Source organism: Roseibium sp., assembly GCF_965233565.1.
Taxonomy (GTDB): domain Bacteria; phylum Pseudomonadota; class Alphaproteobacteria; order Rhizobiales; family Stappiaceae; genus Roseibium.
Window position 1 is genome coordinate 2,437,940 of record NZ_OZ247494.1, and the last position, 17,469, is coordinate 2,455,408.

General features: G+C 60.3%; 16 protein-coding genes. 1 reads left to right on the top strand and 15 read right to left on the bottom strand.

Features of this window, described 5'->3' with window-relative positions; all coding sequences use genetic code 11:
* Positions 1–93 precede the first annotated feature (93 nt).
* From ftsH to ruvC, 14 genes are all read right to left on the bottom strand, one after another.
* Positions 94–2,010, bottom strand: a complete 1,917-nt coding sequence (ftsH, locus tag ACO6TG_RS11135) for an ATP-dependent zinc metalloprotease FtsH (protein ID WP_094072446.1) — start codon at positions 2,008–2,010, stop codon at positions 94–96.
* A gap of 172 nt (positions 2,011–2,182) precedes the next feature.
* On the bottom strand, positions 2,183–3,556 hold the full coding sequence (gene tilS / locus ACO6TG_RS11140) for a tRNA lysidine(34) synthetase TilS (RefSeq protein WP_422378238.1): 1,374 nt from the start codon (positions 3,554–3,556) through the stop codon (positions 2,183–2,185).
* Positions 3,540–4,484 (bottom strand): tol-pal system protein YbgF, encoded by a 945-nt coding sequence (gene ybgF, locus ACO6TG_RS11145; protein WP_094072449.1) that lies wholly within the window; start codon positions 4,482–4,484, stop codon positions 3,540–3,542. The genes tilS and ybgF overlap by 17 nt, the downstream gene beginning before the upstream one ends.
* Before the next feature lie 233 nt (positions 4,485–4,717).
* A complete protein-coding gene (gene pal / locus ACO6TG_RS11150; protein ID WP_094072450.1) occupies positions 4,718–5,203 on the bottom strand; it encodes a peptidoglycan-associated lipoprotein Pal in 486 nt (161 codons plus the stop codon).
* A 160-nt stretch (positions 5,204–5,363) separates the two neighbouring features.
* Complete coding sequence (gene tolB, locus ACO6TG_RS11155; protein WP_422378239.1) at positions 5,364–6,713, bottom strand: Tol-Pal system beta propeller repeat protein TolB; 1,350 nt, start codon at positions 6,711–6,713, stop codon at positions 5,364–5,366.
* 43 nt (positions 6,714–6,756) lie between these two features.
* Positions 6,757–7,710 (bottom strand): TonB C-terminal domain-containing protein, encoded by a 954-nt coding sequence (locus ACO6TG_RS11160; protein ID WP_422378240.1) that lies wholly within the window; start codon positions 7,708–7,710, stop codon positions 6,757–6,759.
* 6 nt (positions 7,711–7,716) lie between these two features.
* Entirely contained in the window at positions 7,717–8,166 is a 450-nt protein-coding gene (gene tolR, locus ACO6TG_RS11165; protein WP_422378241.1) for a protein TolR, read from the bottom strand.
* A gap of 3 nt (positions 8,167–8,169) precedes the next feature.
* Positions 8,170–8,877, bottom strand: coding sequence for a protein TolQ (tolQ, locus tag ACO6TG_RS11170; RefSeq protein WP_094072454.1), 708 nt, complete (start codon positions 8,875–8,877; stop codon positions 8,170–8,172).
* Positions 8,878–9,140: 263 nt separating this feature from the next.
* Positions 9,141–9,608, bottom strand: coding sequence for a tol-pal system-associated acyl-CoA thioesterase (ybgC, locus tag ACO6TG_RS11175; protein WP_422378242.1), 468 nt, complete (start codon positions 9,606–9,608; stop codon positions 9,141–9,143).
* An 81-nt stretch (positions 9,609–9,689) separates the two neighbouring features.
* A complete protein-coding gene (locus ACO6TG_RS11180) occupies positions 9,690–11,822 on the bottom strand; it encodes a methyl-accepting chemotaxis protein (RefSeq protein ID WP_422378243.1) in 2,133 nt (710 codons plus the stop codon).
* Between the two features lie 115 nt (positions 11,823–11,937).
* Positions 11,938–12,978, bottom strand: a complete 1,041-nt coding sequence (gene ruvB, locus ACO6TG_RS11185) for a Holliday junction branch migration DNA helicase RuvB (RefSeq protein ID WP_422378244.1) — start codon at positions 12,976–12,978, stop codon at positions 11,938–11,940.
* Positions 12,968–13,213, bottom strand: coding sequence for an endonuclease (locus ACO6TG_RS11190; protein WP_422378245.1), 246 nt, complete (start codon positions 13,211–13,213; stop codon positions 12,968–12,970). Before ACO6TG_RS11190 ends, ruvB begins: the two co-directional genes overlap by 11 nt.
* Entirely contained in the window at positions 13,210–13,827 is a 618-nt protein-coding gene (gene ruvA, locus ACO6TG_RS11195; RefSeq protein WP_422378246.1) for a Holliday junction branch migration protein RuvA, read from the bottom strand. Before ruvA ends, ACO6TG_RS11190 begins: the two co-directional genes overlap by 4 nt.
* Positions 13,824–14,348: a crossover junction endodeoxyribonuclease RuvC gene (gene ruvC / locus ACO6TG_RS11200; protein WP_422378247.1), complete on the bottom strand. Its 525-nt coding sequence runs from the start codon at positions 14,346–14,348 to the stop codon at positions 13,824–13,826. Before ruvC ends, ruvA begins: the two co-directional genes overlap by 4 nt.
* 177 nt (positions 14,349–14,525) lie before the next feature.
* Here ruvC and ACO6TG_RS11205 point away from each other — a divergent pair, with 177 nt between their 5' ends.
* Entirely contained in the window at positions 14,526–15,287 is a 762-nt protein-coding gene (locus tag ACO6TG_RS11205) for a sulfite exporter TauE/SafE family protein (RefSeq protein WP_422378248.1), read from the top strand.
* Positions 15,288–15,357: 70 nt separating this feature from the next.
* Here the strand turns inward: ACO6TG_RS11205 and ACO6TG_RS11210 are convergent, their stop codons facing one another.
* Positions 15,358–17,430, bottom strand: coding sequence for a calcium-binding protein (locus tag ACO6TG_RS11210; protein WP_422378249.1), 2,073 nt, complete (start codon positions 17,428–17,430; stop codon positions 15,358–15,360).
* Positions 17,431–17,469 lie beyond the last annotated feature (39 nt).

The window sequence follows — 17,469 nt, forward strand, 5'->3', positions numbered from 1 at the left end:
AATTGTTACTATTCACTAACGACTGAACGGTTCCCCAACGAAAGATGCCCGGTCATGACCGGGCATCTGTCAGATCGTTGAATGTCGCGAAGATCAGGACGGCTGCGGTTCCATGCCGCCGCTGGCTTCGTCGCCGCCGCGTTTGGCGCCAGCGGTCGGAACCGCAGACGAGCGTCCGATCGGCTGGTCGTCGTCGGTGTCGCGCACCGGCGGCTTGCCATTCAAAAGGTCCTTGATTTCGTCGCCGGACAGCGTTTCGTACTCCAGCAGGCCCTTGGCGATCGTGTGCAGTTGATCCTCATGTTCCGTCAGGATCCTGTGCGCGGTCTCGTAGCCCCGGTCGACATAGGCCTTGATTTCCTCGTCGATCATCTTCTGGGTCACGCCGGAGATATTCTGCTGGCGCGCCACGGAGTGGCCAAGGAAAACCTCTTCCTGGTTCTCCCCGTAGGAGATCAGCCCGAGTTTCTCGGACATGCCCCATTGGGTGACCATCGCACGCGCGAGACGTGTTGCCATCTGGATGTCGCCGGAGGCACCGGAGGTGACTTTATCGTGTCCGAAGATCTCTTCTTCGGCAACACGCCCGCCCATGGCAACCGCAAGGTCTGCATAACACTTTGCGCGGGTCAGGGACACCTGGTCCTTCTCCGGCAGACGCATCACCATACCAAGCGCGCGGCCGCGCGGAATGATGGTTGCCTTGTGGATCGGATCGGACGCCTCCTGATGGAGCGCCACCAGGGCGTGACCGGCCTCATGATAGGCGGTGAGCTTCTTTTCTTCTTCGCTCATCACCAGGGTGCGGCGTTCAGCACCCATCATGACCTTGTCCTTGGCGTCCTCGAACTCGGCCATCGTGACCAGCCGCTTCGACCGCCGGGCCGCCAACAACGCCGCTTCGTTGACGAGGTTCATCAGGTCCGCGCCGGAAAAGCCCGGGGTGCCGCGTGCCAATGTCTTGACGTCGACATCCGGAGCCAGCGGCACCTTGCGCATGTGAACCTTGAGGATCTTTTCACGACCGGTGATATCCGGGTTCGGAACGACGATCTGGCGGTCGAAACGACCGGGACGCAGCAGCGCCGGATCAAGCACGTCCGGACGGTTCGTGGCGGCGATGATGATGATGCCTTCATTCGGCTCGAAACCATCCATTTCCACCAGCAGCTGGTTGAGCGTCTGCTCGCGTTCGTCATTGCCGCCGCCAAGGCCGGCGCCGCGATGACGGCCAACCGCATCGATTTCGTCGATGAAGATGATGCAAGGTGCGTTTTTCTTGGCCTGTTCGAACATGTCGCGGACGCGGGACGCACCCACACCGACAAACATTTCAACGAAGTCGGAACCTGAAATCGTGAAGAACGGCACATTGGCTTCGCCGGCAACGGCACGCGCCGTCAGCGTTTTACCGGTGCCCGGAGGGCCCACAAGCAGAACGCCGCGCGGAATGCGGCCGCCCAGGCGCTGGAATTTCTGCGGGTCACGCAGAAACTCAACGATTTCCTGCAAATCTTCCTTGGCTTCGTCGATACCTGCGACGTCTTCAAAGGTCACGCGGCCATGCGCTTCGGTCAGAAGCTTGGCCTTAGACTTGCCGAAGCCCATCGCCTTGCCACCGGAGCCCTGCATCTGGCGCATCACGAAGATCCAGATGCCGAGGATGATCAGCATCGGCAACCAGGAGAACAGCGCACTCAGCAGAGGTGAACTTTCAGCAGGCGGACGCGCATTGACCAGAACGCCTTTTTCGCGCAGTTCGTTCACATATTGCGCCCCGTCCGGCGCATAGGTCTGGAAGGCACCGCCACTGTTATAGCTGCCGGTAATCTTCTGTTCCTGGATCGTGACTTCCCTGACTTCACCATTGTCGACCTGTTTCATGAAGTCCGAATAGGCAATGTCATTGGTAGCGCCATGCTGCGCAGGGCTTTGGAACAGCTGGAACAGCGCGATCAGCAAAAGTGCGATGATCACCCAAAGAGCGAAGTTGCGAAAATGTGCGTTCATTTCGTTTCCTTAACCGCCCAACGCGACGTTACTAGCGCGCGGTCATATTTTCCTTAGGGCGAAGATAGGTCGCCCGAGGCCCGCTGCCAAGGCGGTGCGCCATAGTTGCGCAGATGCACTGACTATTTTCTTAAGCCCGGACGTCTATCAGATCTTTGAAGCCGGGAAAACTCTAGTTTTCCTCAGCCACGTCTCCATCATCGACATAGTTACCGAGCAATTTAGCGTGAATTGGCAGGCGTTCCAAGGTTATGCCGCCTTCCGGATGACTGGTCCCAGGCTCGAGAAGGGCGGTCAGGGCATGGAGCATCAGCACACGCTCGCCGCACCAGACAACCGGGGCACAGTCGAATGCTGCTTTCGGCCACCCTTTCGGCCAGTCAATTTCTTTTGATGACACGGGCGCATCCGACAGCGGACCGAGCTGAAGCGGGATGCCCGCTGGCTCGTCCGGTTCGCCGACGACCGAGAAGACATAGCGATTGTCCCAGACACCGCGGCCCTTCAGGCCGACCAACGTTTCCGGCGGGGTTCGCCCCCTTTCCTTCCAGCAACAGACCGTCTCGGGTCCTGCCTCGAAAACGGCACCCGCCAGCGTCAGGCGGCAAGGCCGGTCTCCGGACAGCATCCGGTTCAATCCGGTCAGACTGCGCAGCCGCGGGCGGGGAGAACTTCCTGTCACGCGGGCTATCATCAAGGTGATGAGCCTCAGGCGGAGCTCCTCGGGGATTGCGCGAAAGACGGCGCGCTCCAGTTTGAGCGGGCCGGCGGCATGTTCCACCAGGTGTTTTTCGGCAAGGTCCTGCAAGGTTGCCTGCAATGCTTCGCCTGCCCTGCGCATATTGTCCGCGGTCCGCGCCAGCCGCTCCGCTGTCAGCCCCTCCTGCGCCAGCAGCGCGAGAACAGACCTCAGCCGGCTTCTCTTGTATCGGTCATCTTCATTGGACGGATCGGTGCACCAGGTCCTGCCGCGCGCCGTCAGGCTAGCTTCCAGGAGCGTCTTTTCGATCGTCAGCAACGGTCGCAACAACCTCAAGCCCCCCGGACCGCTGGTGTCATCAGCCGCCATGGCACTCAGTCCGGCAACCCCGCTGCCACGGGTCAGACGATCGAGAAAGGTCTCCGCCTGATCATCGAGATGGTGTCCCAGAAGCAACGCCTCGGCGCCGGATTTTGCCATGTGACCTGCCATCAGGCGATATCGGGCAAAGCGCGCTTCTTCTTGCAGATTATGGTCCGGTTTCACACCGGTCCAGCGCAGGATTGCGCAGTCCAGCCCCTGCTCTTCAGCACATGTGGCAACAAAGGCAGCTTCCGCGCCACTTTCCGGCCTCAGGCCATGATCGACACAAAGCACTTCAAGCTGACCAGACCAGGCCGAGCGTTGTTTCCATTCGGCAAGCAGCGTCATGAGGCACAGGGAATCCGCGCCACCAGAGACGGCAACAGCCAGACGGGAAAATCGTTTCAGATTGAAAAAGAGGGCATCAACCACGTCATCCGGGAGCCCTTGAGGCTCAACCGGACCATCAGGAACACTGGGCACGGCGGCGTTCGTCCCTTGCCTGGGACAGAACGGCAGGCGCGGCATTCGGAAACTTGTTCAGGAGTTCGGAGAATGTGGCGCAGGCGGCTTCACCTTCGCCAAGCCCGCGCAATGACACGCCAAGCTTCAGCAGACTGTCCGGGCTTTTGGAATTGCCGGGATGGTCCGTATAGGTCTTCAGAAAGGCATCGGCCGCCTCGCGATAATTCTGCTGGGCAAGAAGGCTTTCGCCCAGCCAGTATTGCGCGTTGGCCGCCAGCTGATCGTCAGGATAACTCTCCAGGAAGGTCCGGAAGCCGTCTTCCGCACCGACATAATCGCCGTTCACGGCAAGCGAATACGCGCTGTCGTAGTCAGATTGTGGATCTCCGCTGCCGATTACGCTCGCGATCTGGTCATCGTCGAGCGTCAGACCCGGATCGGCCGCCAGGTCCTGGCCTGTGCCCGGAACAGTTTCCAGGCCCTTGGCCAGGGCCGACAGATCGATCGGCCCGTCCGTAGGCAGGCTGTTGTCATAACCGCCCGACTGGTCCCAGGTGGCATCACCCGAGCCATCGGCCGGCAAGGTGGCAAGCCCGCCATTGGGTGCCGCCAGCGTGCCGGATCGCGGCACGCCGTTCGCATCAAGACCCGGAGCGCCCGAACCGGGCGCAAGATCGGATCTTTTCCCAGGAGTACCGCCTTCCAGCTGCTGGAACCGGTATTCGTTGTCTTCCTGCATGCGCCGCATCTGGTCCTGCATTTCACGTAGCTGGAAAGACAATTGCTCGATCTGGCCGGTCAGCACCCGGATCCGCTCTTCCAGCTGGCTGATCCGCACGGCAGACTCGTCGTTGCGGCGGCCAAACAACTGGGCTTCGGATGGTGTGGCGGTGGCGATCATCACCAGCGCCAGTAGGAGACCTGCCAGTCCCTTGAAATGTTGCATTCGCTCCTCCGGTTGGGGGGATCTGTTCGCGACATGCCTGCAGATCCTTCCGCATGATGTCTTATCATGACCGGTTTTCTACTCAAGTGCACAGAGCGCTTCGACTTCGGCTAAATTTTGGCGTGGATTGGCGAAACAGCAGAGATTTTCGCCTTCAAACCGTTCGGCATGGAAAATAGACACAAAAAAGGCCGGGCACATGGCCCGGCCTCAAATTCCTCGGATGGCTCCGATCAGTTGGTTGCGTTGTTCAGCACCGTAACCGCGCGCCGGTTTTGTGACCAGCAGCTGTTGTCGTTGCAGACCGCCACCGGGCGCTCCTTGCCATAAGAGATGGTACGGATCCGCGAAGCATTCACGCCTTGGGACACCAGGTAATCGCGGGCGGCCTGCGCACGCCGCGCCCCCAGCGCAATATTGTACTGGCGCGTACCGCGTTCATCGGCATGGCCTTCCACGGTGATCGTGTATTGCGAATAGCGGCTCAGCCATTTGGCCTGGCTCGCAAGTGTTGTCTGACCTTGCGCGTTCAGCACCGACTGGTCTTCCTCGAAGAAGACGCGGTCACCCACATTGACGACAAAGTCCTGACCCGTGCCGGGTTTCACGTTGCTCGTCGGCCCGTCGGTCCTCGTCTGGGCACACGCGGCCACGAACATCACGGCGAAACAGACCGCAATCCATCGCGCGCCAGCCGCGGCATTTACTCGTTTGAACATTCCTGTCTCCATAATCCCCAGCCCCGCAAACCCTGGTTCCGGACCACCCGGTTCTTGGTAAACGCTTTCTAGCCAAAACCGGTAAAAAACGTCTTTTCAAAGATGGTTAGCGAAAGCTTAACACGGCACGCCCAAACGCCGTGCCGTGCTTGTCAGATTTCTAGTCAATCAAAGGCGACCAGGACGGGTCCGACGCAAAGGCCGGTGTTTCCAGACGCTGTTCGTTGTAACCTGTCAGATCAACAGTCCAGACCTGCGGCCCGCCGGTTGCTCCTGGCGTATCGCGGAAAAACACCAGAACACGTCCGTTCGGCGACCAGGCCGGTCCCTCGTTGTGATACCCTTCTGTCAGGATGCGTTCGCCCTTGCCATCCGGACGCATGACACCGATCATGAAGCGGCCCTGATGCTGCTTGGTGAAGGCAATCAGGTCGCCGCGCGGCGACCACACCGGCGTCGAATACCGTCCCGGACCGAACGAAATGCGTTGCGCCTGCCCGCCATTTGCCCCCATGACGTAAAGCTGCTGCGTGCCGCCGCGATCGCTTTCAAACACGATCCGGCTTCCGTCAGGTGAATAGGACGGGCTGGTGTCGATCGCCGCCGTGTTGGTCAGTCGCGTCGTGCGGCGCGAGCGCAGATCCATCTTGAAGATATTCGCGTTGCCGCCCTGCTGCAGGCTCATGATGACGCTCTGGCCGTCCGGCGAGAACCGGGGTGCGAAGGTCATTCCCGGGAAGTTGCCGACAATTTCCCGTTGGCCGGTCTCGATATTGAGCAGGTAGACGCTCGGATCGGCGCCGCCATAGGACATGTAGGTGATTTCCTGACTGGTCGGCGAGAAGCGTGGCGTCAGCACCAGATCATCGCCCCGTGTCAGATACCGGGTATTGGCGCCATCCTGGTCCATGATGGCAAGGCGTTTGACGCGTTTGTCCTTGGGGCCGGTCTCGTCGACAAAAACGATGCGGGTGTCGAAATAGCCCTTTTCGCCGGTCAGCCGTTCATAGATGGCATCGGCGATGATATGCGCCAGCCGGCGCCAGTTTTCCGGCGTGGTATAGAACTGCTGACCGAGCATCTGCTCGGCTGCAAATACGTCCCAAAGGCGGAACTCTGCGCGCAGACGCCCGTCCGGCTGCTTGATCACCGTTCCGGTGACCAGCGCCTGGGCACTGATCTGGCGCCAGTCACCAAACCGCGGCGTGGAATTCACGCTCATGTTCTTTTGAATGAAGCTGGCCGGGTCGAGCGGCCTGAACAGCCCGGAACGTTTCAGGTCGGCCGCGATGACATTGGTCATGTCACTGGCCAGCTTGCTGTCTCCTCCCTCTGCGGAAAAGGACGGCAAGGCAATTGGCAGGGGTTCGATATTGCCCTGTGTGATGTCTATTTCAACAAGGGCAACCGCCGGGCGCGGCCCGATGGCAACAAGAGCTGCGGCAACAATGGCGGCCCCCAGGACCTTCCGGCCTGCGAGAACAGAAATGTGTTTCAGTATTCCACGCATGAGCAATACAGCTCCCTCATCGACATTGTCCGGTCTGTCCGAACTATCCCCCGATGATCATCTCTCTCGGGTCAAAATTAATTATCACTTCCTGCCAAGCTTCATACTTGGAAATTGGCAGAGAATATGGCTGACAGCGCATGATGGCACGTGTTGCGCTGCTTGCGGCCGCCCGGAAGGCCGGATTGCCGCTTGAATTCAGGATCTCCGGCGCGCCAACGACTTCCCCGCCCTGTGACAGGTTGAACCGCACACGCACCTTCAGTTCTTCCGCACCGACTGCACCCACCGGCGGGTTCCAGCATTGGGAGACCTGGCCCCGGAGAGCATCGAGCTCAGACTGGGTCATGCGGATATTCTGAGCGCCGGAGCGCGACCCGAGCGAGGCCGGTTGATCGGACGCGTTGCCGGACTGGCGCGCAGGTTCGGTCTTGTTCAAGAGCGCGGCAATATCGTTGCTGTTGAAATCGTCCCGCGGCGGCTCGGGCGAACGGCGTGGCGGCGTCGGTTTCGACCGCGGCGCCACGCTCGTGACGATCGGTTGCGGCGCCGGGGCCGCTTCCTGCTGGGGTTCTGGTTCCGGCGCCGGTTCCGGCTCTGCGGCTGGAGCCGGTTCAGCCGCCGGCACGGGTTCCGGCGCGGGCGCTGGCTCGGGCTCCGGCTCGGCAACCGGGGCCGGCTCGGGAGCGGGCGCCGGCGTTGGTGCGGGCGCAGGTGTTGGCGGCGTTGGCTGTTCCACCTGACTGTCGCCCGGCCTGTCCGCAGGCTGAGGCGGCTCTTCGTCAGGTGTGTCGCTCGGCTGAACGGCCGCCACATCGCGGATCTCGGCGGTTCTTTCGCCGAGCCTCAACTGCGTGAACTCTTCTACCGGGATCAGGTCGACCGGCAGGGATTCCACTTGCGGCACGGAAAAGCTCTCCGCGTTCGGAAAGGCGATCAAGCCCCAGACCAGAATTGCCGAATGACCGGCCAAAGACGCGATGAGACCAGCGCGCATGACGCTTTACGAGTCCCGTTCTTCCAGAGTGACAAGACCGAGCCTTTTGAACCCGGCCGCGCTTATCCGGCCCATGAGACGCATCATGGTGCCGTAGTCCGCATCCTGATCGCCGCGCACATAGATGCGCTCATCGTAGCCGTTCTCGGCAATCGCCTCGAGTTTCGGCACGATTTCCTCGATCGTGATCGGAGTGTCCTGAATGAAGATTTCTCCGCTGGAGTTCACCGAAATCGTGATCGGTTCGGTATCGCCTTCCAGCGCCTTGGCGCGTGTTTCAGGCAGATCAATCGGCACGCCGACAGTCAGCAGCGGCGCAGCCACCATGAAGATGATCAGGAGCACCAGCATGACATCGACGAACGGCGTCACGTTGATCTCGCTCATCGGTGCATGCCGCTGCCGACGCCGTCCGCGGCGCCCTCCTGACTGTCCGGACCCGACCTGCATGGCCATGGCTCAGCCCCTCTCGTCGATCTGGCGGGACAGGATCGCCGAAAACTCGTCCGCAAACCCTTCCATGCGGGCAACGGCCTTGCCGACGTCATTGTTGAACTTGTTGTAGGCAATCACCGCCGGGATGGCTGCCAACAGGCCAAGGGCCGTTGCAAACAGGGCTTCGGCGATACCCGGAGCGACAACGGCAAGGTTCGTGCTTTCGGAAGCCGCGATCGCCTGGAAGGCTGTCATGATGCCCCAGACCGTGCCGAACAGACCGATGAAAGGTGCCGCCGAGCCAACGGTCGCCAAAATGAGCAGGCGGTTTTCGAGGCGTTCGGCCTCCCGCTGGATGGTGACGTCCATGACCCGGTCGATGCGCTGCTGCAGGCTGCCGATCGCCGGGCGCGCACCTTCATGGCTGCGTTTCCACTCGCGCATGGCCGCCACGAACAACGCCGCCATGGAGTGGTTCACGCGGTTGTGAAGCGTGTTGTAAAGCTCCTCGAGTGACTGGCCTGACCAGAACACGGTTTCGAACCGGTTCATCTGCCGCCGTGTCCGGCCAATCAGCATGACTTTGTCGACAATAATGGCCCAGCACCAGACCGACGCGGCCAGGAGGCCGATCATGACGAGCTGAACAACGAGATGCGCCTGCCAGAACAGCGCGAAAAACGAAATGCCGCCTTCCGGCGCTGCCAATGTCGATTCGACAAGTGTTTCCATTATTTCAATGACCCCTGGGTCGGCTGCCGCTGGTTGCGTTCAAGGTTGCGAAACGACAGCGAGGAACCGGAAATCTTCGACCGGTTCTCATGACCAGTCGCCTCTCTGACGTTTGAATTTGTCAAAACTGGGACTTTCTGGTCAAAGAACGTCCCCCCTTAAAGGAATCAATTAAGGTTACTGCAAGATTAACGCAGTAAAGTGTATTGAAACTATTTTCCGTTCCTGAGGCACATGTCCGCGCCTGGTTTCGGCCAAGCAGTTCAATTGTCGGTGTTTTCCGAAGGCGCGTGGTTCTGAAGCCGCTCGGACAGGATCTGCGGCAGCCGGGTCGGTCGGCCTTCCCCGGTGATCACGGCAACCGTGACCGCGGCCGATACCAGCAGTTCATCCCCGCGATGGATCAGCTGATCGAGCCGGATTCGCGCGCCCTTGTATTCCGCAAGACTGGTGTGAACTTCCAGGACATCGTCGATCCGCGCCGGCTTCTGGAAGTCCAGGGTCATGGAGCGCACTGCAAAGGCCAGGCTGGTACCATGAGCACCTGACGCCATATCCGCGTGGTGAATGCCCATCAGGCGCAGGAAATCGGACCGGGCCCGTTCAAAAAACCGCACATAGGCTCCGTGATAGACGATGCCCGTAAAATCGGTGTCTTCATAATAGACCCGGACGGGAAGGACATGACCACCTTCTTCCAGGCGGCCGGAGAGATCGGGCCAGTCGGACACGGTAAACCTCACCTGTTCAAAAGAAACGGCCGCCCGGTCACCCGACCGGACGGCCCAACTCTGTCTTACCTATGGTCGCGACTACGCGGCCGCAACCTCGGACAGGAATTTCTCGACCGATGCGCGCAGATGCTCCGCCTGCTGCTTCATTTCCAGGGTCGCTGTCAGCATGTCACCAACCGCCTCGGAATTTTCCGCAACGCCTTCATTGAGCGAGGCCACCGTGTTGGCCACGCTGCGCGTACCATCGGCAGCTTCAGCGACATTGCGCGAGATTTCGCTTGTCGCGGCCCCTTGCTGCTGAACCGCATCGGAAATGGTCGTCGTATAGGAGTTGACCTCTTCGACCGATTCCGACACCCGGGCTATTTCTTCTACCGCTTCTGTGGTCGATGCCTGGATCGCGGCGATCTGCGTCGAGATTTCTTCGGTCGCTTTTGCGGTCTGCCCGGCCAGCGATTTCACCTCGGAGGCAACAACCGCAAAGCCCTTGCCGGCATCGCCGGCTCGGGCGGCTTCGATGGTTGCGTTCAGGGCCAGCAGGTTGGTCTGTTCGGCAATCTCGGAGATCAGCGACACGACGTCACCGATCTTGTTGGCGGCTTCCGCAAGACCCGAGATCTTGGAGTTGGAGCTCTGCGCAGCGGTCGTGGTCTGGGACACGATGGACGCCGTGGTTTCAACCTGTCGGGATATTTCCGAAATCGACGCGTTGAGTTCTTCTGTCGCCGAGGCGACCGCCTGAACGTTGGACGAGGCGTTTTCCGATGTGGAGACCGCCGTCTGCCCCTGGTCGGACGCCGAGGCCGAGCGCTCGTTCAGCGCAGAAGAGACATCCTCAACCCGTGCGATATTGGTTTCCACCAGCTCCAGCACCGCCTGGGACTCCGCCCGGAACTCGCCGATCAGCGAGTCGATCATTTTCTCGCGCTTTTCGCGGGCGATATGGCCGACCTTTCGTTCCGCGGCCAGGCGCTCACGCTCAACGGAATTATCCTTGAAGACCTCGATGCAGCGCGCCATACGGCCAATTTCGTCAGACCGCTCCGTCGCTTCGACGGCGACTTCCAAATCGCCGTCAGCGATCTTGCGCGCGGCATCCGACAAGCGTTCCATCGGTGCAAACATGCGCCGTGTCACCCACCAGATCAGACCGACGATTGGTACGAGGCAAAGAAAGCCGGAAATCACGGCGCCAAACGTAATCCGGTCGGCTGCAGCTGACAGTTCGGTCTGCTTCACCGCAGCGACCACGCCGAACGGCGCGTCAATGAAGGTGTTGTTGGCCTCCGCAAAACGATAGACACCTTCTTCCAGGCTGAGCAGGCGATTGTCCACGCGGATGTCGGACATGGAATGAACGGCAGCTGCCTGCCCCTCCGCTCCGAGCCGAACCAGCTTGCCAGCGGAATCCGACAGGAACACCAGCTCGCTTTCACCAAGCCCGGTCTTTTCGTTGAGGAGCGTGGCCAGATGCTGCATGTCGACCGTGAAGGCAACCGCGCCAAAGAAACGGTCAAGATAAAACACCGGTGCCGCCAGCACCGCCGTGACGGATCCGTCTTCGGCCGTGACAAAACCGGACGAATAGATCTGACCGCCTGCAAGGGTTTCGGCCTTCGCGGCAGCATGGAGCTTGCCCATGGCGACCTGGACCGGATGACCGGCAATCTGAGCATCGTCCACGTGGTAACCGAATTCCGGCCCCTTGCGATAGGTGTAGGTGATGAACCCGTCCGGGTTGGTCAGCGCGGCATCGGAGAAGAGCCCCTGGCCGATCAGGTCCTGGTAAATCGGATGCACAACCTTGTGGTTGTTCACATAGTAGTTGCTCTCTGCGGCCTCGACCAGAAGATGGCGCTGATCCTTGTGCGGATTGTCGTCAACAAAGATGCGGCGAAGCTCCGTGGTCGGGCTTTTGCCTTCCTCGTCCTTCAGGCTCCCCGTCAGGTTCTTCCAGCCGACCATGGTCTTCATCAGACTGTCCTTCGCCCCTTCCAGGGTGACGAAGAACGCTGCGCTGTCCTTGACCTGTCCAAGCGACAGTTCCAGCACTTTCTGCTTTGCACTGGTTGCGCTTTGCAGACCCGCGTCCGCCTGGCCGTTGGCAACGTCCCGGGAAATGATCGAAGTCACAGTAACGATGGCGACACACATGGTCAGTGCGCCGGCCAGAAACATAAGTGCCAGTTTAGATGAAAGCCGCTTCCGCATGGTTTCCCCCGCATAGTTAACGGGACAATACGGCCGGATTCGCCAACAAATGCTTAATCGGCAACACGTACTGCGCAGTTTTTACGAGGATGGAGTTTATTTTCGTTACGGAACCCTAGTCAGGATCTGAAAACAGGCCCATTTGCGGTGCATCCGGTCGGGTCGGCACTGCCAGTCCGAGATGTTCAAAAGCCATCGGGGTCAGGATTCGTCCGCGCGGCGTGCGCTGGAGAAACCCGTTCTGGATCAGATAGGGTTCGACGATTTCCTCGATGGCGTCCCGGGGCTCGGAGAGCGCAGCAGCGATGGTCTCGATGCCGACGGGGCCGCCACCGAAATTGACGGCAATCTGGTTGAGGTAGCGCCGGTCAAGACTGTCGAGCCCCGCGCCGTCGACTTCCAGCTGCAACAGGGCCTTGTCGGCCAGCGCCCGGTCGACGCGCTCGGCCCCGTCGAAGACGGCAAAATCGCGCACACGCCTGAGCAGCCGTCCGGCAATCCGGGGCGTGCCCCGGGATCGCTTGGCGATTTCTCGGGCCCCGTCCTCCGCCATGCCGATCCCGAGAATGGACGCCCCGCGCTTGACGATATGTTCCAATTCCGGAACCGTATAAAACTGAAGACGCACCGGAATGCCGAACCGGTCCCGCAAAGGGGTTGTCAGCAGTCCCAGTCGTGTGGTGGCCGCCACAAGGGTAAACTTCGCCAGGTCGATCTTCACCGACCGCGCCGCCGGGCCTTCACCGATAATCAGATCGAGCTGGAAGTCCTCCATCGCCGGATAGAGCACTTCTTCGACCGCCGGATTGAGCCGGTGGATCTCGTCGATGAACAGGACGTCCCGTTCTTCCAGGTTGGTGAGCAAAGCTGCCAGATCGCCGGCCTTGGCGATCACCGGACCAGACGTGGCTCGAAAATTCACGCCCAGTTCGCGTGCCATGATCTGCGCAAGCGTGGTCTTGCCAAGGCCGGGAGGGCCGACAAACAGCACATGATCGAGCGCTTCGCCGCGTGCCTTGGCAGCGCCGATGAACACCTTCAGATTGGCGCGCGCCTGGGCCTGACCGACAAAGTCGTCCAGAGCCTGCGGCCGCATGGTGCTGTCGATCTCATCACCGCGGATTTCCGGCGTCACGATACGGCTGTCATCCGACATGGCTTACGACCACAAACAGAAGCACCAGGAGACCGAGCGAAAAGGCCACCCGTAGCGCATAGAACTTGTTGAATTGGCGACGGACAAACGGGTCATCGGTTTCGATCCGGCGCCCCTTCAGGACAAACGGCCGGTCACCGACCGCTTTTGAAAAGCGCTGGTCCAGATACATGATGCCACCAATACCCAGGACAACAAACACGATCGCGATGATGGCATAGGTCAGCGCGATCATCCGGCCAGTTCCTTCAAACCAAGACGGATCAGCGTCTCCGTCGTCGCCTCGTCACCTGCGGACTGCATGGCCTTGGCAACGGCAGCACTGGCCTGCGCCTGGGCATATCCAAGGTTCGTCAGAGCTGACACCGCCTCGGCAACCGGCCGGGCGGCAACATTGTCGGCGACATTTTGTGACACGGCGATGGTGCCCTGATCGACGGTGGCGAGGGCCGGCGCCTTGTCCTTCAGTTCGGCGACGATGCGTTCGGCGACCCGCTTGCCGACCCCGGGGGCCCGCGTGATCACCGCCTTGTCGCCCAGTGCGATGGCATTCGCCACTTCGCTGGCCTTCAGAATGCCGAGAATGCCGAGCGCCACCTTGGCGCCGACGCCTTGCACGGTCATCAGAATCCGGAACCACTCCCGCTCGGCTTCGGCAGCGAAACCGTAAAGGCGGATCATGTCCTCACGCACGATGGTCTCGATAAAAAGGACGGCTGCCTCGCCTGCCCTCGGCAGTCCCTGCAATATGCGCGAAGGACAATGGACCTGATAGCCGACGCCATGCACGTCGAGAATGACGTGATCCTCGCCATAGCTGTCGACAGTGCCTTTCAGTTTCCCGATCATGCGGCCCCCTTGGCAACATGGGCAGCCAGACGCGCAGCTCCACTCGCCCGGTGCTGTGCATGGCAGATCGCAATGGCAAGGGCATCGGCCGCATCGTCCGTGTTGAAGGTTGCCCGTGGCATCAGCACTTTGACCATGGCCCGGATCTGTTCCTTTTCGGCGTGGCCGGTCCCGACCACGGTCTTCTTGACCAGGTTCGGCGCGTATTCGGCAACCTCCAATCCGGCCAGCGATGGCACCAGCAAAGCAATGCCGCGCGCCTGACCCAGTTTAAGCGTCGCCCCGGCATCCTTGTTGACAAACGTATGTTCTACGGCTGCTTCCGCCGGCTCGTAGCGCCGCACGACATCGGTCAGCCCGTCATGCAATTCCACCAGCCGTTCGGCAAGGCTTTTCTTGTTGTTCGAGGTCACAGTGCCGGACGCAATGAAGGACAGCCGGTTGCCCGCTGCCTCGATCACGCCCCAGCCGGTCCGCCTCAATCCGGGGTCGATGCCCAGCAATCGAATCGCATGTGTCATGGAACAAATCGGTAACAAAACTTGCCCGTTGACGCCAGCCAAAGCGCGCCTTACCACGGGAAAGCCTGTCCAAAACTCACCATCGAGGCAGCGCAAATACGCGATTTCATTCATTGGACCCGTTCGGTACCGCATCCAAGCGATGTCGAAACTTCCGTCTCTGCAATCCGAAGGCCCATGTTCGACATCTTCAGTTCCTACTCGCCGCACCTGATCGCGTTCCTGGCAGTAGTCGTCTTCATAGCCGGATGCGTGCGCGGATTTGCGGGCTTCGGAGCGGGCATGATTTTCATGCCAATGGCAACCAGCGTCATGTTGCCATCGACAGCTGCAGCTGCCTTTCTGGTGATAGACGGCCTTGTCGCCCTGCCGCTGATCTTCCGGGTCCTGAAGCTCTGCAATTGGTCAACTGTTCTGCCGGCGGTCCTCGGATCCGTGATCTTCGTTCAGGCAGGTGCCTGGCTTCTCGCCAATCTTGACGTGCTGCCGCTGCGCTGGTTCATCTTCGCAATTGTCGCCGGTCTTCTGCTGCTGCTGATATCCGGCTGGCGGTATCGCAGAAAACCCACCAGGCCTGTCTCGTTCGGCGCCGGTGCTGTCGCCGGAATTCTCGGTGGTGTTTCCCAGGTCTCCGCCCCGCCGATCGTGGCGTTCTGGCTCTCAAGCGCGAAGGAACCGGCCGTCGTTCGGGCGAACCTCATTGTTTTCTTCCCGCTCGCCAGCCTTGGCACCTTTGTCGCCTATGCCCTGAACGGCTTCTTTACCCTTGAGGTTTTCCACCTGCTGTTGATGGCCGTTCCCGTTTATGCGCTGGCAATCTATCTTGGTTCCCACGGCTTTTCAAAAGCCGATCCGCGCCTGTACCGCAAACTTGCTTATGGACTGATTGCGCTGGCCGCCCTGACCAGCATGCCCGCTCTGGATCCGTTGTTCCGCTGATCCGGCCGCCTTTGCAGAAACGCCTTCGGCACCAGACCGAACCACAGATCCCGGATTCCAAGGCTGTTCGTCACGTGAACAGAAAATCGGTTTCGCTTAGTTGCTCGAGCGTCAATTCGGACAAAAACACAGTGTCCTCATAAAGGCTCAGGATCACGCCGAAATCGGTTGCCTGAAGATCAAGGTCCTCGAAGCCGATGCCGTCATAGTCTGAAAAACGGAGCCTGTCCCAGCCACTCCTGAAATCAGTGATCGTATCGGTGCCAAAGCCCTCACGGAAGATGAATGTGTCCTGCCCCCAGCCACCTTCTAGCCAGTCATTCCCTGCCCCTCCGGCCAGCTGATCATCGCCATTGCGCCCGAAAAGCCGGTCATTCCCCTCACCACCAAAGAGTTTGTCCTGTCCGCCGCCGCCATCGAGACGATCATTCCCGGCTTCGCCATACAGCCGGTCGGCCTGCGAACCGCCAAAGAGCCGATCCGTCCCGAAACCGCCATAAAGCGTATCCCGGCCTGCCTCTCCCTTGAGCAGATCATCGCCCACCCCGCCGAACAGTCGGTCCTGGTCCCTGCCGCCGTACAGCTTGTCGTTGCCTAGACCACCGATCAGGAGGTCATTGCCGTATTCGCCATAGAGACTGTCGTCGCCACTGTCACCGTAGAGCTTGTCCCTGTCGCGCCCACCGTAAAGGACGTCGCTGCCATCGCCGCCGTGAAGCGTGTCGCGGCCGTACTCGCCGTAGAGGCGATCGTTGCCGGCACCACCGAACAGGCTGTCCGCGTTTTTGCCGCCGTAGAGCACGTCATTGCCACCATTGCCGTGAAGCGTGTCATAACCCTGACCGGCATAGAGACGGTCGTTTCCGGTTCCGCCGCGAACATCATCCTGCCCCTGGCCACCATGGATGAGGTCATTGTCGCCGCCGCCGGAAATCGTATCGTTGCCCCTGCCACCGTTGAGCCTGTCGGCACCGCTCCCTCCGTTCAAGGTGTCGGCGCCACGATTGCCCTTGAGCCAGTCGTCGCCGGCCCCGCCGCTAAGCGTGTCATTGCCGCCAAGACCGACAAGGATATTGTTCCGGTCGTCTCCCTTGATCACATCGGAGAAGCCCGACCCGACAACATTTTTGATATTTGTCCGTCGAGTTTCTCCGGCGTCGCCACTTGACCCCGGAGTGTCATCGTTAAGGTCGATATGAGCGGCTTGCGCGGAATTCGCGTAAGTCACCCAGTCTTCCCCGGAGTCGCCATCGATGGTGTCGATGCCTTGGGAGCCGATGAGCGTCTGTGTGCCGACACCGCCCTGAAGGATTTCCGGGCTGCCTTCTTCAAGCTGACCGGCAATTTCCTGGTCAGCGTCACGCCCGCTGGTCCCGTTCTCGTCGTTCTCAAGACCTGCAAGGTGAACAGCGTGTCTCCCGGCTTCACCTGACGCCCCCTCCTCAGACACGGCCGGATCTGTTTCGGTCGCCGCGTCCAGCCGGTCGGCAACCGGGAAGAAATCCTCTACTGCACCCGGATCCAGGAGATAGGCAAGAAGGTCTGGTAAAAAGGGGTCATCCAGCAGGTCCGCAGAAGGGACACCACCTCCCGACCCCACGGAAGATCCCTGCGCAATCAGGACGTCATCCGGAAACAGGTCCTCAAGGGAGCCCATGTCTTCAACCGGCTCACCGACGTCTTGGCTCTCGGCTGCATCCTCTGCACTTGAGAGAAACGTCTCCTGCTGATCCGGCGCCTCAGCAGTCGCAACCAGGCTATCGGCGCCCTCCGGCCCGTCCGCGGTCTCGACGGCGAGTTCCGCCAGCTGCCCGGTAAAACCTTCAAGAACAAGGGCAAGCGCGATTGCAACATTTGCAATGAGAACCGTCTGTGCAACACCACGCAGCAATCGCCCGCGGCTTGAAACCGCAACCGGCGCTTTTGTGCTGGACCCTGCCCAGCGTTCAAGGATCAGGTTTTCTCGAAGATTTGCGTCTTCGCTCTGCAGCAGTGCAACGTCGGCTGTGTTCTGCTCTCGCTCGGCAGCGTCGATTTCAGCAATTTTTTGCGCCAGTTCTGCCAGCTCAGCCTTGTCTGGCAGAGGATCCAGAAGGTCGCTCGGTTTTCCAGCTCCGCGTGGCCGCGGTGTAAAGGTCTGCATTCGTCTGCTTCACCACTCGAGGAGCACATTCAGGCTCAA

Coding starts and splice junctions, on each gene's coding strand:
- tolQ (WP_094072454.1), bottom strand. CDS start 8,877: ATGGAAACACTTGTCGAATCGACATTGGCAGCGCCGGAAGGCGGCATT.
- pal (WP_094072450.1), bottom strand. CDS start 5,203: ATGTTCAAACGAGTAAATGCCGCGGCTGGCGCGCGATGGATTGCGGTC.
- ruvC (WP_422378247.1), bottom strand. CDS start 14,348: ATGACACATGCGATTCGATTGCTGGGCATCGACCCCGGATTGAGGCGG.
- ACO6TG_RS11205 (WP_422378248.1), top strand. CDS start 14,526: ATGTTCGACATCTTCAGTTCCTACTCGCCGCACCTGATCGCGTTCCTG.
- tolR (WP_422378241.1), bottom strand. CDS start 8,166: ATGGCCATGCAGGTCGGGTCCGGACAGTCAGGAGGGCGCCGCGGACGG.
- ACO6TG_RS11180 (WP_422378243.1), bottom strand. CDS start 11,822: ATGCGGAAGCGGCTTTCATCTAAACTGGCACTTATGTTTCTGGCCGGC.
- ruvB (WP_422378244.1), bottom strand. CDS start 12,978: ATGTCGGATGACAGCCGTATCGTGACGCCGGAAATCCGCGGTGATGAG.
- ACO6TG_RS11210 (WP_422378249.1), bottom strand. CDS start 17,430: ATGCAGACCTTTACACCGCGGCCACGCGGAGCTGGAAAACCGAGCGAC.
- ftsH (WP_094072446.1), bottom strand. CDS start 2,010: ATGAACGCACATTTTCGCAACTTCGCTCTTTGGGTGATCATCGCACTT.
- tolB (WP_422378239.1), bottom strand. CDS start 6,713: ATGCGTGGAATACTGAAACACATTTCTGTTCTCGCAGGCCGGAAGGTC.
- ruvA (WP_422378246.1), bottom strand. CDS start 13,827: ATGATCGGGAAACTGAAAGGCACTGTCGACAGCTATGGCGAGGATCAC.
- ybgF (WP_094072449.1), bottom strand. CDS start 4,484: ATGCAACATTTCAAGGGACTGGCAGGTCTCCTACTGGCGCTGGTGATG.
- ACO6TG_RS11190 (WP_422378245.1), bottom strand. CDS start 13,213: ATGATCGCGCTGACCTATGCCATCATCGCGATCGTGTTTGTTGTCCTG.
- ACO6TG_RS11160 (WP_422378240.1), bottom strand. CDS start 7,710: ATGCGCGCTGGTCTCATCGCGTCTTTGGCCGGTCATTCGGCAATTCTG.